We start from the raw sequence: 26,045 nt of genomic DNA, 5'->3' as shown, positions 1-26,045 counted from the left end.
ACCTTTATGTCCGATTTTGCAGCCCGACACGCAGTCGCCCGACCCCAGCGGCTGCAACCCCAGCGGCGGCACCCGCAAGGGCTACGCGTCGAGCAGGTCGAACAGCTCCTCCCAGCGCGCCGTCACCCGCTCCGGCGAGAAGCGGCCGATCGCCTGGCGCCCGCGCTCCCCCATCGCCTCCCGCAGCTCCTGGTCGTCCATCAGCCGCCCGAGCCGCTGGGCCAGCGCCGTCGTGCTGCCGGTCGGCGCGAGCAGCCCGTCCACCCCGTCCCGGATGATCTCCCGGACTCCCGGAGCGCAGTCGAAGGCCACGCACGGCACGCCGCAGGCCATCGCCTCCATCAGCGAGATCGGGAAGCCCTCGCCGCGCGAGGAGAGCGCGAAGACCGCCGCCCCGGCGAGCGCCCCCGGCACGTCGTCCGTGCGGCCCGCGAACTCCACCGAGTCGTCCAGCCCGAGCGCCGTGCACTGCGCCCGCAGCGCCGCCTCCTCCTCGCCGAGCCCGAAGATCCGCAGCCGCCACCCCGGCCGCCGGTCGACCGCCTCGGCCCACGACTCCAGCAGCAGGTCGTAGCCCTTCTCCTGGGCCAGCCGCCCGATGCTGACCACCGTCCGGTCGGCGGGGGCCGCCGCCGGGAGCACCTCGAAGGGCAGCGGGTTCGGGATGCCGCAGGTGCTGTTCATCCCCTCCCGGATCCAGGCGTCGGCGTCCTCGTCGGTGAGCACGACGAGCCGGTCGACGTCCGCGTAGTGGCGCTTGACCCGGCCGAAGCGCGAGGAGGCCCGGCAGGTCTCGAAGGACTCGTGGCTCATCCCGATCACCTGGAGCCCCTTCAGGTCGGCCAGCGCCACCCACTCCATCGCCCAGACCTGGGTGACGATCACCACCGCCCCCGGCCGAGCGGCCCGGAACAGCTCGCTCATCCGCCCGGCCGCCGCCCGCGCGTCCGCGAGCCGCGCCGCCTCGCGCCGCCGGGCCCGGCCGTCCAGCCGCTGCCAGGGCAGCTTCGGCGTCCAGGCCTGCGCCGGGTGCCCGTCGTAGAGGGTCGTCATGCCGTACGGCAGGTCGTCGCCGAAGTCGCGGTGCAGCACGGCCGGCGTGATGCCGATCAGCTGCACCCGGTGGCCCCGGCCGGTCAGCAGCCCGGCCATCCGGTGCGACCAGCTGGAGACGCCGCCCAGCTCGTCCACGCTGTTGCTGACGATGAAGATGTCGCGGTTCACTGCCCGAGCTCCCTGTCACCGAACATCAGATCGGCGATCCGCGCCGCCGCGTCCCCCCGGTCGTACTCGCCGTACTCCGCGACGAACCGGCGCCGCTGCTCCGCGTACTCCTTGCCGACGCCGTCCAGGTCCTCCAGCGCCGCGAACAGCTCGTCGGCCTGCCGCAGCACCGGCCCGGGGGCCTCCGCCAGCAGGTCGAAGTAGGTGCCCCGGGTCGATTCGGCGTACTCCTCCCAGTCGTAGGCGAAGAAGAGCATCGGCCGGTCCAGCAGGGCGTAGTCGAACATCAGGGAGGAGTAGTCGGTGACCAGCGCGTCCGCCAGCAGGTAGAGCGGCGTGACCTCCTGCACCTCCGAGACGTCGACCACCCGGCCGCGCACCGAGGGCGGCAGCACGACCTTGTCGAGGTAGTGGCAGCGCACCAGCAGCGTGAGCCGGTCACCGAACCGCTCGGCGAACCGCTCCACGTCGAAGGGCAGCTCGAACGGCTGCACCGAACCGCCCGCGTCGGAGCGGAAGGTCGGCGCGTAGAGCACCACGGGCCTGTCCAGGTCGATGCCGAGCTCGCCCGCGAGCTGACGGTCCTTCACCGCCCCCTCCCGCACCAGCACGTCGTTGCGCGGGTACCCGGTGCGCAGCAGCTGCCGCTCCTCGATCCGGTACGCCGGGGCGAGCGTGCGGACGTCGTGCTCGGAGCGGACGACGAAGTGGTCGAAGCGGTCCAGCCCGGCCTGGTACTCGGCCTGCTGCGCCGGGCTCTGCCGCTTGAGCGAGGCCAGGTCGTAGCCCATCTTCTTGAGCGCCGAGCCGTGCCAGGTCTGGATGTACGTCGTCTCGGGCCGCTTGCGCAGCCGGTACGGGTACCCCTGGTTGTCGACCCAGTACTCGGCCTGGGCGAGCGCCCGCAGGTACTCCCAGGACCAGCGCTTCACCAGGGTGGCGCCGGAGGGGAAGCCCTCGGAGCTGCCCGCGTGCGACCAGACGGCCTTCATCGGCGCGCCGCGCCGCACCAGCTCCTCGTACACGGCCCGGGGGTTGTCGCTGTACTGCTTGCCCTGGTGGCTCTCGAAGACGACCTGCCCCTTGATCACCGGCAGTTTCTGGAGCGCCTGGTGATACACCTTCAGCTTGGTGTCCCCGCCGGCCAGCTGCCGCTTCAGCTTGAGCGCGCCGCGCACCGTGCGGCGGGCCCGCTCGGCGGCGGCGTTGGCGACGGCACCGGCCTCGCCCCGGACGGCGCGCTCGATCAGGTCGCTGCCCCGGCGGGCGGGGGCGCCCTCGGCGGCGAGCTCGAAGGTGAGGTGGTCGCGGTCGGAGCGCGCCGGGCGGAGGCGGTCGCCGGTGAGCCGGGTGAGCCGGGGCCGGACGGGCGAGGCGGTGGCGCCGGAGAGGTCGTACCCGCCGACGGTCAGCCGGCTGACTGTCCGCATCCCGTCGGCGGTGAGCACCAGCCGAACGTCCCACACCCCGTCGACCACTCCCAGCGGGCGCAGTCTGCGCGCGAGGTCGGCCCGGCCGCGCCAGCGGATGCCGTCGCCGTCGTGCCGCACCTCGGCGACGGGGAAGGTGAAGGTCTGCAGCCCGCCCCGGCGGGCGGTGAACTCCAGCTTGGCGGCGAGCTTCGCGCCCGCCGGGATGCGGCCCAGCGGGTTGACCACCCGGCCCGAGAGCTCGACCCCGTACGGGCCGAGGGCGTAGCCGGTGAGCTGGTTGCGGAGGAACAGCTTTCCGAGCGCCTTCGCGTGGTACCCGGCGTCGGTGACGTCGAGGACGCGGCGGCCCTCCGGGTCGTCGAGGTGCTGCTCGCACCAGTAGACCCGGCCGTCCCGCTCGGTCAGCGGGCTGGCGAGCTTGTCCCGGTTGATCAGGGTGTCGATCGCGGGCAGCAGGTGCGCCCAGTCGTCCCGGGCCAGCAGGTAGGCGCAGATCCGCTGGATCGCCGGCGTCTCGGCGACCGCCTCCGGGTCGAGCCCGGCCAGGTAGGCGCGGGCGTGCCCGGCGAACTCGGCGCGGAAGTCCTCGGGGAGGAACGGCAGGTCGCGCAGGTGCAGCACCAGGTCGTGCTTGAGGAACTTCACGTCCTTGCAGTACTTCAGCTCGACCATGCCCCGGTCGGCCAGCATCGCGTCGATCCGGCGGTGGATCTCCAGCCGGTCGGTGAAGTTCCGGATCTCGTGCCGCCGGTTGCTCAGCGAGCGCTCGCCCTTGGCGGGCGGGGCGACGTCCCACCAGTAGACCCGGTTCGGGATCAGCGTGATCCGCTCGGCTGCCAGGTACGCCTGGGAGGAGAAGAGCAGGTCCTCGTAGAGGATGCCGACGGGAAACTGCAGCCCGCTGCGGGTCAGGAACTCCCGCCGGTACGCCTTGTTGGTCGAGAGGGTGTCCCAGACCAGCAGGTCTGGCAGCTCGGTGATCGAGTCGAGGGTGCGGGTCCGCCGGTAGATCCACGGGTACCAGGCGTCGGTCTTGCCGTGCCTGCTGCCCAGGTGCCGCCGCACGCTCAGCCCCGACACCAGCTCGGCGCCCGTCCGCTGCCCGGCCTCGTAGAGGTTGCGGCAGGCGTGGCCGTCCAGCTCGTCGTCGCTGTCCAGGAACATCACGTACTCGCCCCGGGCCTCGGCGATCCCGTGGTTGCGGGGCGCACCGCAGCCGCCGCTGTTCTCCGGCAGGCGCAACGCCCGGACCCGGTCGGGGTGTTCGGCGGCGAGCCGCTGCGCGACGGCGAAGCTGTCGTCCGTACTGCAGTCGTCGACGATCAGGATCTCGACCCCGCGCAGCGACTGCCCGAGCACCGAGCTGACCGCCCTGGGCAGCCGGGCCGCGTCGTTGTAGACGATGACGATGACGCTGACCAGCGGAGTCTGCTGGCTGGAGGGCATGGAGCGAGGGTCCTTGCTGTCGACCGGGCAATCTACGAGATTCTGCCACCTATCGGGGTGAACACACGTAATCCGCCGGTCACGGGGGGTGCGGCTCAGCGCCTGGCGACGGCGCGCCGCAGGCGGGCACGGACGACCTCCCAGCCGCCCCGGATGCCGTCGGCGACCCGGAGGCCGAGTTCGCCGTTGTTGGTCTCGTAGGACTGGACGAGGGCGAAGCGGGCCGGGGGGCGGAAGACGACGGAGTGGTGCTTGCCGGGGGCGGGGGCGCGCAGGGCGGTCGTGGCGCGGGTGCCGTCCGGGTAGCCGAGGGTGAGGCGGAGGGCCCAGGAGGTCATCTCGCCGACGTCGCGGAGTTCGAAGGCGTCGACGGTGGCGGCGGCCGTCCAGCCGCTCTCGGGGTGCGGGGCGAGGGTGACGGCGCGGTGGATGCCGAGCGGCGGGCCGACCCGGGTGCGCAGCTCCAGCTGGGCGTTGATCGGCCCGGCGGCGGAGACCAGCCCGTACGGGTCGTGCAGCCGCAGGCTGATGCGGCAGAACCGGCCGAGCCGGACGGCGCCGTCGGCGGCGAGCGGCAGCCGGGCGGGCGGCAGCTCGGTGAGCCCGGACAGCGGCACGCCCTCGGCGAGGGTCGGGCGGCCCTCGGCGTCGGTGGTGTACGGCGGGGCGAGCCGGGGCGGGTTGGCGGCGAGTTCGCCGAGCCGGGCGAGTTCGCGGCCCCGGACGGCCTCGGGGCGGGCCAGCAGCAGGTCGGCGACCCAGCGCCCGGCGGGGGTCGCGGCGGCGAACGCGGCGGGCTCGAAGCCGGCCAGGTGGGCGCGGGCGATCGGCCACCACTCGGCCCGGTAGGCGGCGGGCTTGTGGCGCAGTTCACGGACGTACATCCGCAGGTCGTGGTCGACGAACTTGGCCTGCGCGGCGGTGGCCAGGCCGGGCTCCCCCGCCTCGGCGAGCAGCCGGACGACCTCGGCGTGCGCGTCGACCCGGTCCTGCCAGTTGCGGATCTCGTCCCGGCGCAGCGAGATCGACTGTCTGCCGGCCTCGCGGCGGACGTGCCAGAGGTAGACCGTCTCGCCGATCGCGACCAGGGTGGGCCGGGCCGCGTAGAGGCGGGCGGTGAAGACGAAGTCCTCGTAGTGCACCGCGCCCTCGGCGAAGCGGACCTGGTGCCGGTCGAGGAAGGCCCGGTCGTAGAGCTTGTTGACGCTGAGGGTGTCGCGCAGGAAGGCGGGGCAGCCCCGGATGCCCTCGTACCGGCGCGGCGGCGCACCGGCGGCGGGGAAGAGGTCGCGCTGCCAGGGGGTGTCCGTCCCGGCGGGGAGTTCGCGGCGGACGCAGACCCCGGCGACCACGTCGGCCCGCTCGGCGAGGGCCGTCTCCAGCAGGCTGCGGACGGCCTCCGGCGGCAGCACGTCGTCGCTGTCGAGGAGCATCACGTACGGGGTTCGGGCGGCGGCGAGGCCCTCGTTGCGGGGGGTGCCGCAGCCGCCGCTGTTCTCGGTGCGGGTGATCACCCGGACGCGGTCGTCCTCGGCGGCGAGGCGGGCCAGCCGCTCGGGGGTGGCGTCCGTGGAGGCGTCGTCGACGACGATCACCTCACCGACGACGTCGCCCTGGCCGAGGGCCGAGCGGACCGCCTGGGTGATCAGCCGCTCGTCGTTGTGGACGATCACCACGACGCTGACCTGCGCCGACGCACTGGGGGTACCGAGGGTGCTGCCGGTCATCCGTTGACCCTGCCCCCTCATTCCATCCGTGCTACCGCCAGGCTGAAGGCCCGGCAAGCCGTCTGCGATCGTACCGGACCGGAATTGCCGGGCGCCCGATAACCACCCTTCGTCTCACCTGTCCGATTATCGGGCGTTTCAGCCGGGTGGCTCGGGCCTGCCTCCCACCGGCCGCTACGTGGGCACCGCCGTGCCGTAGAACGCGTCCAACGCGTACACACAGCGGTCCTTGCTGCCCACGAAGACCCGGCCGCCCACCGCGACCGGGGAACCGGTCAGCTCGCCCTTGGTGCCCAGCTCCCAGCGCAGGCGGCCGGTGGTCAGGTCGAGGGTGTGCAGCGAGTGGTCGCGGCTGCCCAGGTGCACCAGGCCGTCGCCGACCGCCGGCGAGCCGACGATCTCGCCCCGGGCGGTGTAGCGCCAGCGCTCACGGCCGGAGACGGTGTCGAAGGCGTGCAGCGTGTCGCCCGCCGCCACCAGTGCGGCGCCGCCGGCGACGATCACCGGCTCGGCGCCCTGGCGGCTGCCGGTGCGGCCGCGCCAGCGGTCCCGGCCGGTGGCGGCGTCCAGGGCGTAGACGGTGCCGAGGTAGTCGGCGACGTAGACCGCCGTACCGTCCAGCGCGGGCGGAGTGAAGAGCACCACCGCCGCCTCGAAGCGCCAGCGCTCGGTGCCCGTCGCCGCGTCCAGCGCGTAGACCCGGTGGCCGGCCGTGACGAACAGCACGCCCGCCCGCTCGACCGGGCGGGACGGCACGTCCTCGCCGACGGCGAAGGTCCAGCGCAGCCCGCCGCCGCGCGGGTCGACGCAGCGCAGCCGCCCGCCGCCGTAGTAGTACGCCGCCCCCGCCACCAGGGCCGGGCCGGACTGCGGGTTCTCGTAGTCCTGCTGGGCGTCGTCGGCCCGCCACAGCTCGGCGCCGCTGGCGGCCGAGCGCAGCTGGACGCCGCCGCCCCGGGTGCCGCAGCAGAGCACCCCCTCGGCGGCGTCCAGGGCGTACACCCAGCCGTCGAGGGAGGTCCGCCAGCGCTCGGTGCCGTCGGCGACGTCCACGGTGTAGAGATGCGGGCCGTCGGCGGCGTGCACCCGGCCGGAGTCGACGGCCAGGGCCCAGGCGACGTCCCGGGTCTTGTACCGGCGCTGGCCGGAGCCGATGTCGAGGGCGTGCACCTCGAAGCTGGAGACGAAGAGCGTGCCGTCGGCGACCACGGGGGTGCCCCAGACGTCGTTCGACATCCGGAACCGCCAGGGCCGCCAACGCTGGGCCGGTGCCGGGGTGACCCTGCGCACCCAGTCGGTGGCCGCCGGGGCCGCGTCCGGGCCGCCCGTGAGCTCGGCCCGGGGCCCCGGCCCTATCCGGACCGGGCCGGGCAGCCGCACCTCCGCCGCGCTCGGCTCGGGCACCTGCCGACGGCCGGCCAGCTTCTCGGTCGCCGCCTCGGCGTCGAGCGCCCCGCCGTGCTCGGGCCTGGGCGGCGCCGCCACCGGCCGTGGGGCGGGCGCGGGCGCCGGTACGGGCACAGCCGCCGGGGCGGGAGCGGGTGCCGGGGGCTGGGGCAGCAGCGGGCGGCGGGCCCGTCTGCGCTCGATCAGGTCCAGCGCGCTGGGCGGCAGCCAGTCCCCCGCCTCGCCGGAGGCGTCGTCCCGGGAGAAGAGGTGCGGCGCCAGCTCGGACTGGATCTGAGCGGGCGTCGGCCGGTGCTCGGGCGCGGGCCGCATGCAGGCCCGGACGAGGTCGACCAGCTCCACCGGCAGCCCGGAGAGGTCGGGCTGGTCCCGCAGCAGCTGAAAGACCGTCTCGACCGGGTTCGCCCCGTGGTACGGCGCGTGGCCGGTGGCGCAGAAGACCAGCAGCGAGCCGAGCGAGAAGACGTCGCTGGCGCCGGTGACGCTGCGACTGTCCTTGGCCTGCTCGGGCGACATGTAGGCGGGGGTGCCGACCGCGACGTTGGTCATCGTCAGCCGGGAGCTGGAGACCCCGGCGGCGATCCCGAAGTCGATCACGCGCGGACCGTCCTCCACCACCAGCACGTTGGAGGGCTTGAGGTCACGGTGCACCAGCCCCGCCGCGTGGATGGACTGCAGGGCCTCGGCGATCCCGGCGATCAGCCAGCGCACCGCCCCGGCGGGCAGCGGCCCGCACTCGGTGACGAGGTCCTCCAGCGAGGGCGCGGGCACGTACGCCGTCGCCAGCCAGGGCACCCGGGCGTCGGCGTCGGCGTCCACCACGGCCGCGGTGTAGAACCCGCCGACCGTCTTGGCCGCGGCGATCTCCCGGGCGAAGCGGACGCGGAACAGCTCGTCCTCGGCCAGCTCCCCCCGGACGGTCTTGATCGCCACCCGGCGGCCGGAGGCCGACCTCGCCAGGTAGACCAGCCCCATCCCGCCCGCGCCGAGCCGCCCCAGCACCTCGAAGGGCCCGATCCTGCGCGGATCGTGCGCCGTCAGCTGGTCCACTCCGCTGCCACCTCCCCGTCGCGCCGCCGTCTTCCGGGCGGAGCCGCCACCCTGAGCGGGTGTGGCCGCCCCGATTCTCCAATGCCCGCCCCGCCGTAGCCAATCTCCCCCGCCGCCACCGCTCCGTGCGGTACGTCCGGACTCCCGCCGCACACCCGCCGGAGCTCACCGCGCGGCTCCCTGACGATCACTCTGCGCCACCCGACCGCCCCTCAGCCGACCCGTCGTCACGCTGTGGGTTCATCAGCACACGGGGGGGCTTCGAAACCATCGGCGGCCGCGCCCGGAATTCCGTGTGCACGCCGTCTTAGCACCCCCCGGGCGGCGTAATAGTCGCATCACCGAATCGCGGCAAGATCGTGCCACGGTAAGCTGACGGCATGACAGGACAAGTTCGCACCGTCGACGGTCGCGTCGCCGGGCGACGCGGACAGGAGACGCGGCAGAAGCTGCTCGACTGCCTCCGCGAGATGCTCAGCACGTCGCCGTATCGGGACGTCAAGGTCATCGACGTCGCCCGTATGGCAGGTACCTCCCCCGCGACCTTCTACCAGTACTTCCCCGATGTCGAGGGCGCAGTCCTCGAGATCGCCGAGGAAATGGCCGAGGACAGCGGCGGGCTCAAAGAGCTCGTCGATGGAAAGTCCTGGGCGGGAAAGACCGGCTTCGCCACTTCGGAAGAACTGGTGGACGGATTCCTCGCCTTCTGGCGCAAGAACGACGCCATTCTCCGAGTGGTCACTCTCGGTGCAGCCGAAGGGGACAAGCGGTTCTTCAAGATCCGCATGAAGGTCCTCAACTCGGTGGTCGCACCGTTGACCGAGGCGGTCAAGGGCAATCAGGCCAAGACCGACAAGTCGGTCGATCCCGCCGCCATCGCCGGGTCGCTGGCCTCGCTGCTCGCCTCCGCGGCCGAGCACTCGAAGGCGTTCACCTCCTGGGGCGTCAAGGTCAAGGACCTGAAGCCCAACCTGGCGCTCCAGGTCTACCTGGGCGTCACAGGGAAGAAGCCGCCCAAGTAACCACCACCCCCACCGCACCCACCCACCAGCACGCAGCCCCGGCCTCCTGTCCGGGGTGAGCCGGACGGCGGCCGTGTCTCCTCGGGGGAGGTCCGCCGACGCCCGGCAGCGTGCCCAGCGCAACTCAGCCACGTACCGACCAGGGGCAACACCCTGATCCGTACGTGGCTGAGTCGTGTGGCGGTGGCTCCGGCTGCGCTACGGGCAGCGGATGACCTGGCCGGCGTAGGCGAGACCGCCGCCGAAGCCGAAGAGCAGCACCGGGTCGCCCGAGCTGAGCTCGCCGCGTTCGACCAGCTTGCTGAGGGCGAGCGGGATTGAGGCGGCCGAGGTGTTGCCGGATTCGATCACGTCGCGGGCGATCACCGCGTTCGGTGCGCCGAGCTTGTTGGCGATCGCGTCGATGATCCGCAGGTTGGCCTGGTGGGCGACGAAGCCCTTGAGGTCGGCCGGGTCGATCCCGGCCTTGAAGCAGGTCTCCCGGGCCAGCGGGGCGATCTTCGTGGTGGCCCAGCGGAAGACCGTCTGGCCGACCTGGCTGATCGTCGGGTCCCAGCCCGTGATGACCACGGCGTCGCCCTTCTCGGGCTCCGAACCCCAGACCACCGGGCCGATGCCGGCCTGCTCGTCGGGGACGGCCTCGACCACGGCGGCCCCGGCTCCGTCGCCGAAGATCACGCAGGTGGAGCGGTCCGTCCAGTCGATGGTGTCGGACATCCGCTCGGCGCCGATCACCAGGGCGCGGGTCGCCGCACCGGCGCGGATCGCGTGGTCGGCGGTGGCCAGCGCGTAGGAGAAGCCGGAGCAGACGGTGTTGATGTCGTAGGCGGCCGGGCTGGGGACACCGAGCCGGGCCGCCACTGCGGCGGCCGTGTTGGGGCTGCGCTCGATCGCGGTGCAGGTGGCGACCACGACCAGGTCGATCTCCTGGGCGTGGCGGCCGCTGTGGGCCAACGCTTTCTGCGCGGCCTCGGTGGCGAGGTCGACCAGGGTCTCGTCGACCGCGATGTGCCGGGTACGGATGCCGACCCGACTGCGAATCCACTCGTCGTCGGTGTCGACCAGCTTCGCCAGGTCGTCATTGGTGAGGACCTTGGGCGGCTGGTAGTGGCCGAGCGCCACGATGCGGGAGGCGGTCATACTGCCACTCAACCCGGTTACCGGTCAGTCCAGGGGTAACGCCCTGGCACAAGGTAACGGCCCGGATGCTGTAGGGAGAGGACAACAGGCCATGCCGCACACGGGTCGTCCGTTGTGGGGTGGGTGGGGTTCAGGCGGCCAGTGAGGCGGCGTCGCCCATCGCGATCATCGGATGGGCTGCCGGGTCGAGCTGCTTGATCAGCTCGATCATGTGGTCCTCGGTCAGCGAGACGCACCCGTGGGTCGGCCCGCCGTGGTCGACGTGCAGCCAGATCCCGCCGCCCTTGGCGGCGCCCTCGGGGAAGCGGGTGTCCAGCGGGGAACTGCCCACCACCCGGTTGTAGTTGATCGCCACCACGTAGTCGAAGGACCCGGCCAGCGGCTCGCCGTTGAAGCCCGTGCCGCCCATCACGAAGGACGAGTCCTGGTCGTACGGGAGCTTTCCGCCCGGGTCGGCCTTGCGGCCGCCCGCGTCGGTGAGCGAGAACAGGCCGATCGGGCTGCGGAGGTCACCCGAGGCGTGCGAGGTCGTCCAGCCCTTGTACGCGTTGTGGGCCGGCCAGCTGGTGCCTGCCGTCCAGCCGCCCTCGGCCGTCCTGGTCCAGAGGGTGACGGTGGTGTCGGAGGCGTCCTTGCCCACGCCCGAGGCGACCAGCACCTGGCGGGTCTCGGCCGGGATCTTCGCGACGAAGTCCGGGCCGAGCCCGGCTATCGCGTTCAGGGTGCCCGCCGCGCGGGTCGAGCGGTCGGCGGGCGGCGCCACCGTGTGGGCGGCGTCCGGCTGCCCGGTCGCGCCCTGGCCGGGCGCCCCCTGCTCGGTCGCCGCCTGGTCGGGCGTGCGGTCCGGCGCACCGGCGGTGGTGACGGCGGGGAAGCTCCGGCCCGGCCCGACGGTGAACCAGCCCGCGGCGGCGGCCAGCAGCATGGCCGTGCTCGTCATCAACTTGCGGGCGCGGCGCTTCGGGGGCTTGCGGCGTCGACGGCCGCCACGGTGTCCTGCGGGGCTGACAGGCGCAGCGGCCTGGCGGCGGCGCGGGTTGCTGGCGCGGCGGGTACCGGACATGGGTCGATCCTTCCAAGCCACCGGCGGAAGGGGAACCCGTGGCGTGTGGTGAGCCTGTGAGCATACGCGTCCCGTCTCATGAACACTGCTCCGTTGAACACCTGCTCCGTCCCCAAGGACGTCCGGGGCCCCCGGCCCGGTTGTGTGGCACTGCCCACAGGCCGAGAGCCCCGGACGTGACGTCCGGGGCTCTCGGCGTACTGCAGGGCCGTGCTGCCCTCGTCGTGGCTCAGAGGCGCATGGCCTGCGGCGTCTCGCGCCGGTTCAGCTCCGGGCCGTCGTACTCGCGGATGATCTCGTAGCGGGTGTTGCGCTCGACCGGGCGGAAGCCGGCGTCGCGGATCAGGCCGAGGAGGTCGTCGCGGCCGAGCTTGTTCGGGGTGCCGAAGTTGTCGGCGTCGTGGGTGATCTTGTACTCGACGACCGAGCCGTCCATGTCGTCCGCGCCGTGGCTGAGCGCCAGCTGGGCGGTGGTGACGCCGTGCATCACCCAGAAGACCTTGACGTGCGGCACGTTGTCGAAGAGCAGCCGGGAGACCGCGAAGGTCTTCAGCGCCTCCGCGCCCGTCGCCATCTCGGTACGGGCCATCAGCTTGTTGCGGACGATGCCGTCCTTGGAGTCGTGGAAGTCGTGCTGGTAGCGCAGCGGGATGAAGACCTGGAAGCCGCCGGTCTCGTCCTGCAGCTCACGCAGCCGCAGCACGTGGTCGACCCGGTGGCGGGGCTCCTCGATGTGGCCGTAGAGCATCGTCGAGGGGGTCTTGAGGCCCTTCTCGTGCGCCAGGCGGTGGATCCGCGACCAGTCCTCCCAGTGGGTCTCGTGGTCGACGATGTGCTGGCGGACCTCCCAGTCGAAGATCTCCGCGCCGCCGCCGGTCAGCGACTCCAGACCGGCGTCGATCAGCTCGTCCAGGATCTCGGAGGCGCTCAGGCCGCTGATCTTCTCGAACCAGTGGATCTCGGTGGCGGTGAACGCCTTCAGCGAGACGTTCGGCAGCGCGGCCTTCAGCTCGCGCAGCGAGCGCGGGTAGTAGCGCCAGGGCAGCGTCGGGTGCAGGCCGTTGACGATGTGCAGCTCGGTGAGCGACTCGCTCTCCATCGTCTTCGCGAGGCGGACGGCCTCCTCGATCCGCATGGTGTACGCGTCCTTCTCGCCCGGCTTGCGCTGGAACGAGCAGTACGCGCAGGAGGCCGCGCAGACGTTGGTCATGTTGAGGTGGCGGTTGACGTTGAAGTGGACGACGTCGCCGTTCTTCACCGTCCGGACGTGGTGCGCCAGGCCACCGAGCCAGGCCAGGTCGTCGCTCTCGTAGAGCGCGATCCCGTCCTCGCGGGTGAGCCGCTCGCCCGCGTAGACCTTCGCCTCCAGCTCGCGCTTGAGCCCTGCGTCCATGCGGTGACCCGCCTCCTCGTGCCTGGGATGTTGACCGGACCGAGCCTACGCCTACGATCGGAGCAACTCCGCCAGCAGCTCCGGTTCGAGGTTGCCGCCGCTGACGACCGCGGCGAAGACCCGGCCCTCCAGCTCCTCGGCCCGGTGGAAGTACGCCGCCGCGGCGACCGCCCCGGAGGGTTCGGCGACCAGTCGGCCGCGCCGGGCCAGCAACGCGACGGTCTCGCGGATCTCCTGCTCGGAGACGGTCACGATGTCGTCCACGTACGCGAGCAGGTGCTCGAAGGGCAGCTCGCCGACGCTGGTGGTGCGCAGCCCGTCCGCGATCGTCCGGTAGGTGTCGGCGGCGGGCCAGCTGACCCGGCGGCCGGTGCGCAGGCTCTCCTGGGCGTCGGCGGCCAGCTCCGGCTCGACACCGATGACGCGGACCCCGGGGCAGGTCAGCTTGAGGGCGGCCGCGGTGCCGGAGATCAGCCCGCCGCCGCTGACCGGCACCAGCACGGTGTCCAGCTCGTCGGGGGCGTCCTCGCCGATCTCCAGGCCGACGGTGCCCTGGCCGGCGATCACGTACGGGTCGTCGTAGGGCGGCACCCAGACGTACCCCTGCTCGGCGGCCAGCTGCGCGGGCAGCGTGTCGCGCTCGTCCGGGGCGACGAGGATCACCTCGGCGCCGTAGCCACGGGTCGCCGCGACCTTCATCGCCGGGGAGGTGTCCGGCATCACCACGACGGCCTTGATGCCGAGCAGCCCGGCGGCGTACGCCACCGCCTGCGCGTGGTTGCCGCTGGACTGGGCGACCACGCCGCGTGCCCGCTCGGCCTCCGACAGCGCGGCCAGCCGGTTGTAGGCGCCGCGCAGCTTGAACGCCCCGGTCGGTTGCAGGCTCTCCGGCTTGAGCCAGAGGGCCCGGGTGCCGGTCGCCGCCCACGGGCAGGGCAGCAGCGGCGTACGGACGACGACCCCGGCGATCCGCCGCTGGGCCGCGCGCAACTCGTCGACACCGACCAGGGGCATCGTCACTCCCCTTCGGCCAGCGGCAGGTCACTCACCCGGTTCTCCCACTTCGTGGAGAGGACGACCGTCGTCCTCGTCCGGGCGACCCCCTTGGTGCCGGAGAGCCGCTTCACCACCGACTCCAGGCCCTCGACGTTCGAGACCCGCACCTTGAGCATGTACGAGTCGTCGCCCGCGATGAACCAGCAGTCCTCGACCTCACCCAGCTCCTTGAGCCGGTGCGCGACGTCCTCGTGGTCGGCCGCGTCGGTGAGCTGAAGGCCGATCAGAGCGGTGACGCCGAAGCCCAGCGAGGCCGGATTGACCGTCGCGCGGTAGCCGGTGATCACCCCGGCCTGCTCCAGGCGGTTGATCCGGTCCGTCACGCTCGGGCCCGACAGACCCACGAGACGGCCGAGTTCGGCGTACGAAGCGCGCCCGTTCTCCCGGAGCGCCTGGATGAGCTGTCTGTCCACCGTGTCCATATACGCCCGCGTCCTTCCGAACCTCTCCAGACCCACAGATCAGTATCCGGATTCAAAGGCGCCATGCGCGGATCGACCCGGATATCACAGAGAACATACTCTCCCGTAACCGTCCGGCTTACGCGACCTTGCCACCTGTGCCCAACTCCCCCTCCCAGCGCCGGTACAGCTCGTGCGGCACGCCGACCGCGTCCAGCACCCGGCCGGCCACGAAGTCCACCATTTCCCGGGCCGTCGAACCCCCCGCGTAGAAGCCGGGCGAGGCGGGCAGCACGACGGCTCCCTGCGTGTCCAGCTCCACCAGGTGCTTCAGCGTCACCCCATTGAGGGGGGTCTCCCGGACGCACACGACCAGCGGACGCCGCTCCTTGAGCGTCACGCTCGCCACCCGCTGCAACAGGTCCTTGCTCAGCCCGAGCGCCACCCCCGCCACCGCCCCGGTGCTCGCCGGGACGATCAACATGCCCTTCGCCGGGTACGAGCCGCTGGACGGACCCGCCGCGAAGTCACCCGCCGCCCAGTAGCGGACGCCCCCGGTGTCGACTCCCGTCCACTCCGTCAGGTCCTGCTCCCAGTGGGCGTCCCGGAAGGAGATGCCGGTCTCGTCCAGGATGGTCAGCCGCGCCGCCCGGCTCACCACCAGGTCCACCGCCTCACCCGCCGCCACCAGCGCACGGATCACGGCTGCGGCGTACGGCGTGCCGGAGGCCCCGGACACCCCGACCACCCAGGGCTGACGTACCTGCTTCTCGGTGCTCATGGGGTCCATCTTTCGCTACTTCGGCCATGCAGGACCCCAGGGGCGAGAGGATGGGCCCCATGGCGTCGACGTTGATCGATCTCACTCATCCCGTGACCACCGGCATGCCCGTCTACCCGGGCGATCCGGAGGTGGTGCTGCGGCCCGCGCTGACCACCGCCACCGCCGGGGTCAACGTGCTCGGGCTGCACCTCGGTTCGCAGTCCGGCACGCACGTGGACGCGCCGTACCACGTGGACGTCACCTGGCCGACGCTGGACGGGCTGCCGCTGGAGCTCTTCACCGGCCCGGCCGTCGTCGCCGACCTGCGCGGGCTCGCACCCCGGGCCGCCGTGACCCCCGATCAGCTCGCCGACGCGCTGGCCCTCGTCACCCCCGGCGCCGTGCTGCTGCTCGCCACCGGCTGGCCCCGGCACTGGGGCACCGACCACTACCTCGCCCACCCCTGGCTGACCCCCGAGGCCGCCGAGGCCATCGCCGCCGCCGGGGTCCGGACGCTCGGCGTGGACGCGCTCAGCATCGACCCCACCCCCGACCCGGGCCCCGCCGACCCGGCCGTCGCCGCGCTGCTCGCCGACCTGGCCGACGAGCACGACCCGGTCGCCGAGGCGGCCGGCCTGGCCGCGCACCGGGTGCTGCTCGGCACCCCCGGCGGTGCGGTCGTCGCCGAGAACCTCACCGACCTGACGCCCCTGCTGGACGCCCAGGCGGCCGGGCTGGCGGTCTCCGTCTCGCTCTTCCCGCTGCGGCTGGTCGCGGCCGACGGCGCCCCCGTCCGGGCCGTCGCCCGGGTGGGGTGACGGGCCTGCCCGCGCGGCAGTAGGTCTAGACCAAGTTCGGCGGCCGCAGCTACCCTCACTGCATGGCAGAGATCATCGGGGTGGTCGAACGGCTCTGGCGCTACCCGGTCAAATCCACCTGCGGCGAGCGGCTCGACTCGGTGGAGGTCGACGAGCGCGGGCTCGCCGGGGACCGGCTCTACGCCGTCCGCGACGGCCAGGGGAAGTTCGGCTCGGGCAAGAACACCCGGCGCTTCCGCCGGATGGACGGCCTGCTGCGGCTCGGCTCCCGCCTCGGCCACCGGATCGACGCCCCCGTCCTGCTCGACCCGCTCGGCAGCCCCGTCGCCGACCCCACCTCCTTCCTGCGCGCCTACCTCGGCCGGGACGACGTCGAACTCGCCCGCGAGGACGCCGTCTCGCACTTCGACCAACTGCCCGTCAGCGTCCTCACCACCGCGACCCTCGACTGGGTCCGCCACACCGTCCCCACCGCTGTCGTCGACGAACGCCGCTTCCGCCCCAACATCCTGCTCCGCACCCCGCCCGGCACACCCCCCTTCGTCGAGGACACCTGGTTCGGCCACCAGGCCCGCGTCCGGGGCGGCCTGCAGCTGGCCTTCGTCCGGGCCAGCGAACGCTGCGTCATGACCGGCGTCGCCCAGCCCGGCCTGCCGCACGCCCCCGAGATCCTCAAGGCCATCGCCCAGCACCACGACAACCGCCTCGACGCCCTCGCCGAAGTCACCCACCCGGGCCCGCTGCGCGTCGGCGACACCCTGTCACTGACGGGCTGAACCACCGAGCCCGGCCGCCCGCTCCAGCAACAGCGCCCGCTCCCGTCCGTTGCGGGTCAGGGCGGCCGCCCGTTCGAACTCGGCCCGCGCCTCGGCCGGGCGGCCCAGCCGGGCGAGGAGATCGCCCCGGACACTCGGCAGGAGGTGGTAGTCCCTCAGCGCCGGCTCGCCGAGCAGCGTGTCCACCAGCGCCAGTCCGGCGGCCGGGCCCTCGGCCTTCGAGACGGCCACCGCGCGGTTGAGCTCGACCACGGGGGACGGCGCGACAGCCGCGAGACGGCCGTAGAGGGCGGCGATGGTCGGCCAGTCGGTGTCCTCGTAGCGGACGGCGCGCGCGTGGCAGGCCGCGACGGCGGCCTGGAGGGCGTACGGGCCGAGCGGCTCGCCCAGGTCGTTCGCGCGGGCCAGGGCGGCGTACCCACGCCCGATCAGCAGCCGGTCCCAGCGGGTCCGGTTCTGGTCGGCGAGCAGCACCGGCTCGCCGTCGGGGCCCGTCCGGGCGGCCGTCCGGGAGGCCTGAATCTCCAGCAGCGCGACCAGCCCGTGCACCTCCGGCTCCTTCGGCATCAGGCCCGCCAGCACCCGGCCGAGCCGCAGGGCGTCCTCGCACAGGCCCGGCCGCAGCCAGTCGTCGCCCGCCGTCGCCGAGTACCCCTCGTTGAAGATCAGGTAGATGACCTCCAGCACCGAGGCGAGCCGGGCCGCCCGCTCCGCGCCGTACGGCACCTCGAACGGGACGTCGGCCTTGGCGAGCGCCCGCTTGGCCCGGACGATCCGCTGCGCCACCGTCGGTTCGGTGGCCAGGCAGGCGCGGGCGACCTCCTCCGTCGTCAGGCCGCCCAGCAGCCGCAGGGTGAGCGCGATCCGGGCCTCGGTGGAGAGCACGGGGTGACAGGCGGTGAAGATCAGCCGCAGCAGGTCGTCGTCGATGTCGTCCACCTCCGGCGGCTCGGGCGGCGGTACGTCCTCCAGCCTGCGGCCGACCTCGGCGAGCTTGCGGGCGTACGTCTCCTTGCGGCGGACGAGATCGACGGCCCGGTGCTTGGCGGTGGCCATCAGCCAGGCGGCGGGCCGGTCCGGGACGCCCTGCTCGGGCCACTGCTCCAACGCGGCGACCAGGGCGTCCTGGGCCAGCTCCTCGGCGATCCCGACATCCCGCACGATCCGGGTCACGACGGCGATGATCCGCGCCGACTCGATCCGGAACACCGCTTCAACCGCTGCGCTGGCTGTTGTCACAGGCCCATTGTTCACGCAAGCAGCGGGCCCCGTCGGTGACCTCAGCCGGCGGCCTCAGCCTTCGGCGATCTCGCGGACCTCGGAGGTGATGGTCCAGTGGCCGGGGTGGATCTCCAGGAAGCGGCGGGTCCATTCGAGGGCCTCGGCCTTGTCCTTGGCCTGGATGATGGCGTAGCCCCCGACGACCTCCTTGGCCTCGGTGAAGGGGCCGTCGGTGACCGAGATCCGGCCGTCGGACCAGGTGAGGCGGGTGCCCTCGGAGGTCGGGGTCAGGCCGGCCGTGTCGAGCATGACTCCGGCCTTGGTGATCTCTTCCAGCAGGGCGCCCATCCGCTGCTCGAACTCGGGCGGGAAGCCCTCGGTGGGGAGGTTCTGCTCGTCGATACGGATCATCGACAGGTAGCGCGGCATGGTGACTCCTCGGTCGGTAGGCAGGGCCGTTCCCCGCTTCTCACCCGTATGTCGAACGGGAGACGGCTGGATCGACAGGCTCGGCCGGAAATTTCAGCGGGACTTCTCCGGAGCCGCCGCGACCAGGCAGAACGGATGCCCGGCCGGGTCGAGGTAGACCCGGAAGCCGGCCTGGGCGTCCCTGCGGACGGCGCCCAGCGCGACCACCTCGGCCTCCGCCGCGTCGAGGTCGTCGACCTCGACGTCGAGGTGTAGCTGCTGGGGGTGCGCCGGGTCGGGCCACTCCGGCGGGCGGAAGTCCTCGACGCGCTGGAAGGCGAGGACGAAGCCGTCGGGGGCGTGCACGGTCGACCACTCCGGGTCCAGCGACCACCGGGGGTCGGGCCGGTCCACCTCACCGCCGAGCAGGGCGGCGTAGAAGTGCGCCAGCCCCGCCGGGTAGTGACAGTCGAGCACCACGCACTGAAGTCTGCCGATCACCGCAGCCACCTCCTGCTCAGCAGGATAGGCAGCCGAGCCCGTCGAACGGCCGTCACACGCCCGAGGACACCCGACGGGCGGTACGGCGGAAGGTACGGCTGGTGAGCAGCCGCTGGCAGGGTTTCTCCACGAACTCGTGCAGGGCGAAGGCCCCCACCAGCGCGACCGAGAAGACCGCGACCAGGTTCGGCACGGTGGCGACGGGCGGGTGGTGCTTCATGACCTGGTTGCCGGTGAACATCACCAGCTCGTGCACCAGGTAGAAGGCGAAGGAGGCCTCGCCGAGGTAGACCATGTGCCGTTGCCGGAAGGCCGAGCGGGTGCCGCGCAGATCGGCGCGGGCGGCGGCCGCGACCAGCATGGTGTACGGGACGATCGTGCAGGCCGAGTAGTGCATGGCCTCGGGGACCAGGTGCACGCCCCAGATCAGGGCGGCCAGGGCGAGCGCGGAGCTGACGGTGATGCCGGGGCCGCGCCAGTGGCCCTCCTTGACCAGGAGGGCGAGCGCGACGCCGATCACGAACTCGACCAGCCGGGTGGCCGGGAGCATGTAGACGGGGTAGCTCGGCTTGATCGCCGGCAGCAGACCCAGCCAACCCAGCACCAGCGGGAACAGGACGACGAAGACGTTGCCGCCGAGCACCACGCCCCAGCGGCCCCGGGGCGAAAGCCGACGGACCAGCGCGACGGCGAACGGGAAGCAGAGGTAGAAGAACGCCTCGCAGCTGAGCGACCAGGAGACGCCGTTGAAGCCGAACCAGTACTCCCGGGAATTCGGCACCCACGCCTGGGTGAGCGTCAGGTTGGCAGCTGCGACCGGGAGCCGCAGCTGCCCGCCGATCCAGACTGTGAACGCGACCGCGAGCAGGAAGGTGGCGAGGTGGCTCGGGTAGATCTTGGCGAACCGCCGCCACCAGAACCGGGCCTTGCCGGCCCCCGGCCGGGCCGACCAGGCGAGGACGAAACCGGAGAGCAGGTAGAAGAACGAGACCGCCGATATCCCGCCGTAGGTGAGGTGCCAGACCTGGTCCCGGCTCCGGGTGGTGCCGAAGAAGGTGTCCTCGACCCCGAAGTGGTAGAAGAAGATCAGCAGCGCCGCGAACATCCGGAGCCCGGTGAGCGAGTCGAGTCGGGGGCCCTTCCCCGCCGACGCCGGCGGCCCGGCCTCGGTGGGCCGGGCAGCGGGTACGCCTGCGGGTATCGCCGCTGGTATCGCTGCGGACCGGTCGGATGTCTGGGCGGTGTGCACGTGCTTCCCCCACGTCGGCGGCCCGACCGACGCGTCGGAGCAGCCCGGCCAGGTCCGTCCAAGATCCTAGGATCTCCTTACACGGACGGCCTGACCGGGTGTCACACGCCGAGGCCCCGGATCACCAGGTCGAGCAGGGCGAAGACGAAGAGCGAGACGCCGACGAACCCGTTGGTGGTGAAGAAGGCCCGGTTGAGCCGGGAGAGGTCGGTGGGCTTGATGATCGAGTGCTCGTAGACGAACGCGCAGGCGACCACGGCCAGCCCGACCCAGAACGCCGCCCCGGCGTGGGTGAGCACCGCGTACCAGGCGAGCAGCCCCGTGGTGACGACGTGACAGGCACGGGCGCCGTAGAGCGCCCCGGCGACGCCGAAGCGGGCGGGGACGGACCGGACGCCGTCGGCGCGGTCGGCCGCGACGTCCTGGCAGCCGAAGATCAGGTCGAAGCCGCCGATCCAGACGCCGACGGCCAGGCCGAGCACGACCGCGTCCCAGGACCAGGTGCCGGTGACGGCCAGCCAGGCGCCGATCGGGCCCATCGCCTGGGCGAGGCCGAGGATGGCATGCGGGAAGTCGGTGAACCGCTTGCCGTACGGGTAGACCACCATCGGCACCACGGCGACCGGCGCCAGGTAGAGGCAGAGCGGGTTGAGCAGCGCGGCGGCCCCGAGGAAGACCAGCAGCGCGATCGCCGAGCCGGTGTAGGCGGTGCGCAGCGAGACGGCGCCGGTGACGAGCTCGCGGCTGGCGGTGCGCGGGTTCCGGGCGTCGATCTCGCGGTCGATGATCCGGTTGGCGGCCATCGCGAAGGTCCGCAGGCCGACCATGCAGACGGTGACGACGAAGAGCTGGCCCCAGTGCACCTCGCCGTCGGCCAGGAACATCGCGGTGAGTGCGGCGATGTAGGCGAAGGGGAGGGCGAAGACCGAGTGCTCGATCAGGACGAGGCGCAGGAAGGACCTGGCCGGCCCGGGGGTGACGGCAGCAGCGGTGCTACTCACAGTCCGTATTCCTTCCAGCGACGGTCGACGAGGGCGGCGGTGGCCGGGTCGGAGGCGACCATCTCGGGCCAGCCGCCGTCGCGGGTGTAGCCCTCCTCGGGGAGCTTGCGGGTGGCGTCGATGCCGGCCTTGCCGCCCCAGAACTGCTGGTACGAGGCGTGGTCGAGGTGGTCGACCGGGCCCTCGACGACGCTGAGGTCGCGGCTGTAGTCGGTGTTGCCGAGCGCCCGCCAGGCGACCTCCTGGTAGTCGTGGACGTCGCAGTCGGCGTCCACCACGATGATCAGCTTGGTCAGCGACATCATGTGGGCGCCCCAGATCGCGTGCATGACCTTCTGGGCGTGCTTGGGGTACTTCTTGTCGATCGAGACGATCACGCAGTTGTGGAAGCCGCCGGCCTCGGGGAGGTCGTAGTCCACGATGTCCGGGATGATGATCTTGAGCAGCGGCAGGAAGAACCGCTCGGTGAACTTGCCCAGCGGCCCGTCCTCGGTCGGCGGGCGGCCGACCACGATGGACTGCAGGATGGGCCGCTTCCGCATGGTGACGCAGTCGATCGTCAGCGCGGGGAACGGCTCCTGCGGCGTGTAGAAGCCGGTGTGGTCGCCGAACGGCCCCTCCGGCAGCATCTCGCCCGGCTCCAGCCAGCCCTCCAGGACGACCTCGGCATCGGCCGGTACCTGCAACGGCACGGTCTTGCAGTCGACCATCCGGACGCGCTCACCCGCGACGAACCCGGCGAACAGGTACTCGTCGATGTCCCCCGGCAGCGGCGCGGTCGCCGCGTACGTGACGACCGGCGGGCAGCCGAAGGCGATCGCGACCGGCAGGCGCTCGCCGCGCTTGGCGGCCACCGCGTAGTGGTTGCGGCTGTCCTTGTGGATCTGCCAGTGCATGCCGATGGTCCGCTTGTCGTGCCGCTGGAGGCGGTACAGACCGAGGTTGCGGATGCCGGAGTCCGGGTCCTTGGTGTGGGTCAGGCCCAGGTTGAAGAAGGAGCCGCCGTCCAGCGGCCAGGTGAAGAGTGCGGGCAGGTCGTCCAGGTCGACGTCGTCGCCGGTGAGCACGACCTCCTGCACGGGGGCGTCGGCAGCCTTCACGTTCTTCGGCGGCACGTGGGCCATCGAGGCGAGCTTGCCGAAGGCGTCCCGGAAGCCGGTGAAGCCCTGCGGCAGCTCGGGCTTCAGCAGCCCGGCGATCTTCTCCGCGATGTCGTCGGGCGACTTCAGGCCGAGCGACTTCGCGAGCCGGCGCTCCGTACCGAAGACGTTCATCGCGAGCGGCACCGAGCAGCCCTTGACGTTCTCGAAGAGCAGGGCCGGACCCTTGGCCTTCTGGACGCGGTCGACGATCTCGCCGATCTCCAGATGGGGGTCGACCTCGGCCTTGATGCGCCTGAGGTCACCCTCGCGCTCCAGGGCCCGGAGAAACGAGCGGAGATCGTCGTATGCCATGCGTATCAGTATCCGACACGGACTAACCTGGCCCCGCCAAGAGGGCCCCACCTAATCGTCTCCGGGGGAGATCGCCGCCGTGCTGAGGATGCTGCCGTTCCTGCTTGTACTCGCCCTGTGGATCTGGGCGTTCATCGACTGCCTGACCACGCCGGAGGAGGAGGTGAAGCACCTCCCCAAGGTGGTGTGGATCATCATCATCCTGCTCTTCGGTGAGGTGCTGCTCGGCCCGATCGCCTGGCTGGCGGCCGGCAAGCAGCGCGGCGGCGCCCGCTCGCGCAACGTCCCCTGGCCGTCCGGCCAGACCGCCGGGTACCCCGAGTACGAGCGCCCGCGCAGCCGCTCCGGGGCGCCCGACGACGACCCCGAGTTCCTGGCCTCCCTCAAGAAGGACAACCAGAAGCACGAGGACATGCTCAAGCAGTGGGAGGCCGACCTCCGCCGTCGCGAGGAGCAGCTACGCGACAAGGACGAGCCCGAGAAGCCCTGAGGACCGAACGCGGCAGGAAGCTGACAGCCCGGCCCGGCCGGACGGACCCTCGTTTGGCGCATCCCTACGAGACCGCGCAGAAACGTCACCTTCTGCCAACCGCCGCCGACCGGCCGCGCACACCCGTGCGCGAGCCCGTCGCGCGCCCCCTCCGACCCCGTTCGCGACCATTGTGACCTGCGGATACAGCGAAACGGCCGGTAATCTGCAAGGCAAATGTGCATAGCCGGAACGGGCTCGGAAACGGCTCGTGGGAGAGCTCCGTTTCTGTATGCCTCTCACATGTTCTGGGGCCCGACCTTGTACGGAATCGACGCCGAAATCCGGGTGTGATCCCTCGTAGTGTCATAGGTGAAGAAGTGTTCGCAGCAGCAGCCGCCGCCACAGCAGGCCGGCTGTCGGACAGTTCCCTCACACTTGGAGTGGTTCGAGATGACGGTTCTGCACGACGCGCCGGTCGGCGACGAGATCCCCGAGATCCCGGCCGACGCGCACGGGCGGGTCGCCGAGCTGCGGGACCTTCGGGACAAGGTCCGACGCGGCCCGAGCGAGAAGGCGACCGAGGCGCAGCACGCCAAGGGCAAGCTGACGGCGCGTGAGCGGATCGACCTGCTCCTCGACGAGGGCTCCTTCCGCGAGATCGAGCCGCTGCGCCGCCACCGTGCCACCGGCTTCGGCCTGGAGGCCAAGAAGCCGCACACCGACGGTGTGATCGTCGGCTGGGGCACCGTGCACGGGCGCACCGTCTTCACCTACGCACACGACTTCCGGATCTTCGGCGGCGCACTGGGCGAGGCCCACGCGCAGAAGATCCACAAGATCATGGACATGGCCATCGCGGCCGGTGCTCCGCTGGTCTCCCTGAACGACGGCGCCGGCGCCCGCATCCAGGAGGGCGTCACCGCGCTCGCCGGGTACGGCGGCATCTTCCAGCGCAACACCCGCGCCTCCGGCGTCATCCCGCAGATCTCGGTGATGCTCGGCCCGTGCGCCGGTGGCGCCGCCTACTCCCCCGCGCTGACCGACTTCATCTTCATGGTCCGCGAGACCTCGCAGATGTTCATCACCGGCCCGGACGTCGTGCAGGCCGTCACCGGCGAGAAGATCAGCCAGAACGGCCTCGGCGGCGCCGACGTGCACTCCGGCGTCTCCGGCGTCTCGCACTTCGCCTACGACGACGAGCAGTCCTGCATCGAGGAGGTCCGCTACCTCCTCTCGCTGCTCCCGCAGAACAACCGCGAGATGCCCCCGGCCGTCCCCTCCGACGACCCGGTCGAGCGCCGCAACGACGTACTGCTCGACCTCGTCCCGGCCGACGGCAACCGCCCGTACGACATGCGCAAGGTGATCGAGGAGATCGTCGACCACGGCGAGTACCTGGAGATCCACGAGCGCTGGGCGACCAACGTGCTGTGCGTGCTGGCCCGGATCGACGGCCACGTCACCGGCATCATTGCCAACCAGCCGCAGTCGCTGGCCGGCGTCCTCGACATCAACGCCTCCGAGAAGGCCGCGCGCTTCGTCCAGATGTGCGACGCCTTCAACATCCCGCTCGTGACCATGCTCGACGTCCCCGGCTTCCTGCCCGGCGTCGACCAGGAGCACGACGGCATCATCCGGCACGGCGCCAAGCTGCTGTACGCGTACTGCAACGCCACCGTGCCGCGCATCCAGCTGATCCTGCGCAAGGCCTACGGCGGCGCCTACATCGTCATGGACTCGCGCTCGATCGGCGCCGACCTCTCCTTCGCCTGGCCGACCAACGAGATCGCCGTGATGGGCGCCGAGGGCGCGGCCAACGTCATCTTCCGCCGTGACATCGCCGGGTCCGAGGACCCGGAGGCCACTCGCGCGCAGAAGATCAAGGAGTACAAGAGCGAGCTGATGCACCCGTACTACGCGGCCGAGCGCGGCCTCGTGGACGACGTCATCGACCCGGCCGAGACCCGCGCGGTGCTCGCCTCCTCGCTCGCGATGCTCCGCACCAAGCACGCCGACCTGCCCAGCCGTAAGCACGGCAACCCGCCGATGTAGTCGGGGCTCCACCCAGCAGCACCAGGCACCACCTGTCGCAGCCGTCACCCCGGGGGAGAAACCCACACCATGAGCGCTTCAGCCGACATCCGCATCACTCGCGGCACCCTCTCCGACGAGGAACTCGCCGCCCTCACCGCCGTCCTGATGGCCCGTGCGACCGCCGCCCAGTGCGCCGCCGCCACGGCAGTCGAGCCCATCGCCCGCTGGCAGCGCCTGGAGCGCCGCCCGGCCTACTACTCCCCCGTCAGCTGGCAGCAGGCGGCGTAACGGCCGGACCGGCACACGCGGGGAACCGCTCGCCCGGCATTCGACGTCCTCGTCCTCGGACGGGGAGGCGAGCGGGAGTCGTGGGGGCGACATGGTCGAGGGGATTCTTGCGGTCCTGATCCCGGTGGGCCTGCTGGCCCTTGCCGGCGTCGGCTACTGGTTCTGGGCCGAGCACGGCACGGAAGAGCCGATCGAACACCACAGCAGCATGCCCCACGAGCACAAGTGGCCCGAGGGCTAGCCCACAGGGCCCCTACGCGGCCGTCAGGGCCGCCGAGCGGCCCTCGTGCATGGCGTGCAGGTTGGCCGCCAGCCGCTGCGGGTCCTGGCTGAGCCAGAGCCGGACGGCGGCGGCCAGGACGGCCGTGGCGGAGCCGAGGCGGACGCCGGTGGCCTGCGCGACGCGCGCAGCGGCGAGCACCAGGAGGTCGCTGAGGGCGGCCGGCAGCCAGACGGTCTGAGCACACGGCGCCGGGGGCGTCAGGGCCGCCAGGAAGCGGTAGGCGTCGGCCGTGCTCAGCAGCGTCGGCAACACGTCCAGCAGCCCGTCGGCGACCACCTCGGACACGTCGCTGCGGTGCCCCTGCGCGAGGCTGCGCAGCAGCGCCCGCTCACGCGCGGTGATCCTGACGGTCAGCATGACCTCGTCGCACTCCATGGCGCGGCCCTCCTCGCGGCTTCTCGACCTTCGGCACACC

24 protein-coding genes are annotated in these 26,045 nt (G+C 72.0%); 7 read left to right on the top strand and 17 right to left on the bottom strand.

The genetic code is table 11. The features are described from left to right. Window positions 1-81: 81 nt before the first annotated feature. The 4 genes from ACR68M_RS20445 to ACR68M_RS20430 all read right to left on the bottom strand — a co-directional run bounded on the left by ACR68M_RS20445 (window position 82) and on the right by ACR68M_RS20430 (window position 8,287). Window positions 82-1,224 carry a glycosyltransferase gene (locus ACR68M_RS20445; RefSeq protein WP_441245561.1) on the bottom strand — a complete coding sequence of 381 codons (1,143 nt, stop codon included), beginning with the start codon at window positions 1,222-1,224 and terminating at the stop codon, window positions 82-84. Then, the gene (locus ACR68M_RS20440) at window positions 1,221-4,103 is read right to left on the bottom strand and encodes a bifunctional glycosyltransferase/CDP-glycerol:glycerophosphate glycerophosphotransferase (protein ID WP_441245560.1); all 2,883 of its coding nucleotides are present in this window, start codon (window positions 4,101-4,103) and stop codon (window positions 1,221-1,223) included. The genes ACR68M_RS20445 and ACR68M_RS20440 overlap by 4 nt, the downstream gene beginning before the upstream one ends. 95 nt (window positions 4,104-4,198) lie before the next feature. Beyond that, entirely contained in the window at window positions 4,199-5,830 is a 1,632-nt protein-coding gene (locus ACR68M_RS20435) for a glycosyltransferase (RefSeq protein WP_441245559.1), read from the bottom strand. A gap of 174 nt (window positions 5,831-6,004) precedes the next feature. Next, entirely contained in the window at window positions 6,005-8,287 is a 2,283-nt protein-coding gene (locus ACR68M_RS20430) for a serine/threonine-protein kinase (RefSeq protein WP_441245558.1), read from the bottom strand. A gap of 380 nt (window positions 8,288-8,667) precedes the next feature. On the opposite strand from ACR68M_RS20430, the gene ACR68M_RS20425 reads away from it, so the two are divergent. After that, entirely contained in the window at window positions 8,668-9,309 is a 642-nt protein-coding gene (locus ACR68M_RS20425; protein ID WP_441245557.1) for a TetR family transcriptional regulator, read from the top strand. Between the two features lie 198 nt (window positions 9,310-9,507). Here ACR68M_RS20425 and ACR68M_RS20420 read toward each other — a convergent pair whose 3' ends face one another. The 6 genes from ACR68M_RS20420 to ACR68M_RS20395 form a co-directional block, all read right to left on the bottom strand. Next, entirely contained in the window at window positions 9,508-10,449 is a 942-nt protein-coding gene (locus ACR68M_RS20420; RefSeq protein ID WP_441245556.1) for a beta-ketoacyl-ACP synthase III, read from the bottom strand. Between the two features lie 130 nt (window positions 10,450-10,579). Beyond that, window positions 10,580-11,512, bottom strand: coding sequence for a L,D-transpeptidase family protein (locus tag ACR68M_RS20415; RefSeq protein ID WP_441245555.1), 933 nt, complete (start codon window positions 11,510-11,512; stop codon window positions 10,580-10,582). Between the two features lie 229 nt (window positions 11,513-11,741). Beyond that, window positions 11,742-12,905 (bottom strand): aminofutalosine synthase MqnE, encoded by a 1,164-nt coding sequence (gene mqnE / locus ACR68M_RS20410; RefSeq protein ID WP_441245554.1) that lies wholly within the window; start codon window positions 12,903-12,905, stop codon window positions 11,742-11,744. 51 nt (window positions 12,906-12,956) lie between these two features. Further along, window positions 12,957-13,919 (bottom strand): threonine ammonia-lyase, encoded by a 963-nt coding sequence (locus ACR68M_RS20405; RefSeq protein WP_441245553.1) that lies wholly within the window; start codon window positions 13,917-13,919, stop codon window positions 12,957-12,959. A 2-nt stretch (window positions 13,920-13,921) separates the two neighbouring features. Beyond that, window positions 13,922-14,383 carry an Lrp/AsnC family transcriptional regulator gene (locus ACR68M_RS20400; protein WP_280717885.1) on the bottom strand — a complete coding sequence of 154 codons (462 nt, stop codon included), beginning with the start codon at window positions 14,381-14,383 and terminating at the stop codon, window positions 13,922-13,924. A gap of 118 nt (window positions 14,384-14,501) precedes the next feature. Continuing rightward, a complete protein-coding gene (locus ACR68M_RS20395) occupies window positions 14,502-15,143 on the bottom strand; it encodes a UbiX family flavin prenyltransferase (RefSeq protein ID WP_441245552.1) in 642 nt (213 codons plus the stop codon). Window positions 15,144-15,202: 59 nt separating this feature from the next. On the opposite strand from ACR68M_RS20395, the gene ACR68M_RS20390 reads away from it, so the two are divergent. Both ACR68M_RS20390 and ACR68M_RS20385 read left to right on the top strand, forming a co-directional pair. Continuing rightward, on the top strand, window positions 15,203-15,943 hold the full coding sequence (locus ACR68M_RS20390) for a cyclase family protein (RefSeq protein WP_441245551.1): 741 nt from the start codon (window positions 15,203-15,205) through the stop codon (window positions 15,941-15,943). A gap of 62 nt (window positions 15,944-16,005) precedes the next feature. Beyond that, on the top strand, window positions 16,006-16,719 hold the full coding sequence (locus ACR68M_RS20385; protein ID WP_441245550.1) for an MOSC domain-containing protein: 714 nt from the start codon (window positions 16,006-16,008) through the stop codon (window positions 16,717-16,719). Here ACR68M_RS20385 and ACR68M_RS20380 read toward each other — a convergent pair. The 6 genes from ACR68M_RS20380 to ACR68M_RS20355 all read right to left on the bottom strand — a co-directional run bounded on the left by ACR68M_RS20380 (window position 16,705) and on the right by ACR68M_RS20355 (window position 22,553). Next, complete coding sequence (locus ACR68M_RS20380) at window positions 16,705-17,958, bottom strand: RNA polymerase sigma factor (protein ID WP_441245549.1); 1,254 nt, start codon at window positions 17,956-17,958, stop codon at window positions 16,705-16,707. The two genes, ACR68M_RS20385 and ACR68M_RS20380, sit on opposite strands and share 15 nt — an antisense overlap. A gap of 54 nt (window positions 17,959-18,012) precedes the next feature. Continuing rightward, window positions 18,013-18,369, bottom strand: a complete 357-nt coding sequence (locus tag ACR68M_RS20375) for a YciI family protein (protein WP_441245548.1) — start codon at window positions 18,367-18,369, stop codon at window positions 18,013-18,015. Between the two features lie 93 nt (window positions 18,370-18,462). After that, window positions 18,463-18,849, bottom strand: coding sequence for a VOC family protein (locus tag ACR68M_RS20370; RefSeq protein WP_441245547.1), 387 nt, complete (start codon window positions 18,847-18,849; stop codon window positions 18,463-18,465). Between the two features lie 52 nt (window positions 18,850-18,901). Then, entirely contained in the window at window positions 18,902-20,098 is a 1,197-nt protein-coding gene (locus ACR68M_RS20365) for an acyltransferase family protein (RefSeq protein ID WP_441245546.1), read from the bottom strand. Window positions 20,099-20,199: 101 nt separating this feature from the next. Continuing rightward, window positions 20,200-21,099 (bottom strand): menaquinone biosynthesis prenyltransferase MqnP, encoded by a 900-nt coding sequence (gene mqnP / locus ACR68M_RS20360; RefSeq protein ID WP_441245545.1) that lies wholly within the window; start codon window positions 21,097-21,099, stop codon window positions 20,200-20,202. Further along, window positions 21,096-22,553 (bottom strand): menaquinone biosynthesis decarboxylase, encoded by a 1,458-nt coding sequence (locus tag ACR68M_RS20355; protein WP_441245544.1) that lies wholly within the window; start codon window positions 22,551-22,553, stop codon window positions 21,096-21,098. Before ACR68M_RS20355 ends, mqnP begins: the two co-directional genes overlap by 4 nt. A 79-nt stretch (window positions 22,554-22,632) precedes the next feature. Here ACR68M_RS20355 and ACR68M_RS20350 point away from each other — a divergent pair, with 79 nt between their 5' ends. From ACR68M_RS20350 to ACR68M_RS20335, 4 genes are all read left to right on the top strand, one after another. Continuing rightward, window positions 22,633-23,043: a PLD nuclease N-terminal domain-containing protein gene (locus ACR68M_RS20350; RefSeq protein ID WP_441245543.1), complete on the top strand. Its 411-nt coding sequence runs from the start codon at window positions 22,633-22,635 to the stop codon at window positions 23,041-23,043. 432 nt (window positions 23,044-23,475) lie between these two features. After that, window positions 23,476-25,077 (top strand): acyl-CoA carboxylase subunit beta, encoded by a 1,602-nt coding sequence (locus tag ACR68M_RS20345; protein WP_441245542.1) that lies wholly within the window; start codon window positions 23,476-23,478, stop codon window positions 25,075-25,077. Window positions 25,078-25,146: 69 nt separating this feature from the next. Next, window positions 25,147-25,347, top strand: a complete 201-nt coding sequence (locus ACR68M_RS20340; protein ID WP_441245541.1) for an acyl-CoA carboxylase subunit epsilon — start codon at window positions 25,147-25,149, stop codon at window positions 25,345-25,347. Window positions 25,348-25,438: 91 nt separating this feature from the next. Beyond that, the gene (locus tag ACR68M_RS20335; protein WP_441245540.1) at window positions 25,439-25,588 is read left to right on the top strand and encodes a hypothetical protein; all 150 of its coding nucleotides are present in this window, start codon (window positions 25,439-25,441) and stop codon (window positions 25,586-25,588) included. A 12-nt stretch (window positions 25,589-25,600) separates the two neighbouring features. Here ACR68M_RS20335 and ACR68M_RS20330 read toward each other — a convergent pair whose 3' ends face one another. After that, window positions 25,601-26,005: a hypothetical protein gene (locus ACR68M_RS20330; RefSeq protein WP_441245539.1), complete on the bottom strand. Its 405-nt coding sequence runs from the start codon at window positions 26,003-26,005 to the stop codon at window positions 25,601-25,603. Window positions 26,006-26,045: the final 40 nt, after the last annotated feature.

Origin of the sequence: Kitasatospora sp. McL0602, assembly GCF_052076145.1 — a bacterium.
GTDB lineage: Bacteria > Actinomycetota > Actinomycetes > Streptomycetales > Streptomycetaceae > Kitasatospora.
This window is presented reverse-complemented; position numbering and strand designations above follow the sequence as displayed.

Excerpts from the sequence above, each read along its gene's own strand:
- ACR68M_RS20335 (WP_441245540.1), top strand. The coding sequence starts at position 25,439 with ATGGTCGAGGGGATTCTTGCGGTCCTGATCCCGGTGGGCCTGCTGGCC.
- ACR68M_RS20375 (WP_441245548.1), bottom strand. The coding sequence starts at position 18,369 with ATGCCGCGCTACCTGTCGATGATCCGTATCGACGAGCAGAACCTCCCC.
- ACR68M_RS20420 (WP_441245556.1), bottom strand. The coding sequence starts at position 10,449 with ATGACCGCCTCCCGCATCGTGGCGCTCGGCCACTACCAGCCGCCCAAG.
- ACR68M_RS20385 (WP_441245550.1), top strand. The coding sequence starts at position 16,006 with ATGGCAGAGATCATCGGGGTGGTCGAACGGCTCTGGCGCTACCCGGTC.
- ACR68M_RS20330 (WP_441245539.1), bottom strand. The coding sequence starts at position 26,005 with ATGGAGTGCGACGAGGTCATGCTGACCGTCAGGATCACCGCGCGTGAG.
- ACR68M_RS20405 (WP_441245553.1), bottom strand. The coding sequence starts at position 13,919 with ATGCCCCTGGTCGGTGTCGACGAGTTGCGCGCGGCCCAGCGGCGGATC.
- ACR68M_RS20390 (WP_441245551.1), top strand. The coding sequence starts at position 15,203 with ATGGCGTCGACGTTGATCGATCTCACTCATCCCGTGACCACCGGCATG.
- ACR68M_RS20415 (WP_441245555.1), bottom strand. The coding sequence starts at position 11,512 with ATGTCCGGTACCCGCCGCGCCAGCAACCCGCGCCGCCGCCAGGCCGCT.
- ACR68M_RS20355 (WP_441245544.1), bottom strand. The coding sequence starts at position 22,553 with ATGGCATACGACGATCTCCGCTCGTTTCTCCGGGCCCTGGAGCGCGAG.
- ACR68M_RS20435 (WP_441245559.1), bottom strand. The coding sequence starts at position 5,830 with ATGACCGGCAGCACCCTCGGTACCCCCAGTGCGTCGGCGCAGGTCAGC.
- ACR68M_RS20395 (WP_441245552.1), bottom strand. The coding sequence starts at position 15,143 with ATGAGCACCGAGAAGCAGGTACGTCAGCCCTGGGTGGTCGGGGTGTCC.
- mqnE (WP_441245554.1), bottom strand. The coding sequence starts at position 12,905 with ATGGACGCAGGGCTCAAGCGCGAGCTGGAGGCGAAGGTCTACGCGGGC.
- ACR68M_RS20345 (WP_441245542.1), top strand. The coding sequence starts at position 23,476 with ATGACGGTTCTGCACGACGCGCCGGTCGGCGACGAGATCCCCGAGATC.
- ACR68M_RS20440 (WP_441245560.1), bottom strand. The coding sequence starts at position 4,103 with ATGCCCTCCAGCCAGCAGACTCCGCTGGTCAGCGTCATCGTCATCGTC.
- ACR68M_RS20340 (WP_441245541.1), top strand. The coding sequence starts at position 25,147 with ATGAGCGCTTCAGCCGACATCCGCATCACTCGCGGCACCCTCTCCGAC.
- ACR68M_RS20400 (WP_280717885.1), bottom strand. The coding sequence starts at position 14,383 with ATGGACACGGTGGACAGACAGCTCATCCAGGCGCTCCGGGAGAACGGG.
- ACR68M_RS20425 (WP_441245557.1), top strand. The coding sequence starts at position 8,668 with ATGACAGGACAAGTTCGCACCGTCGACGGTCGCGTCGCCGGGCGACGC.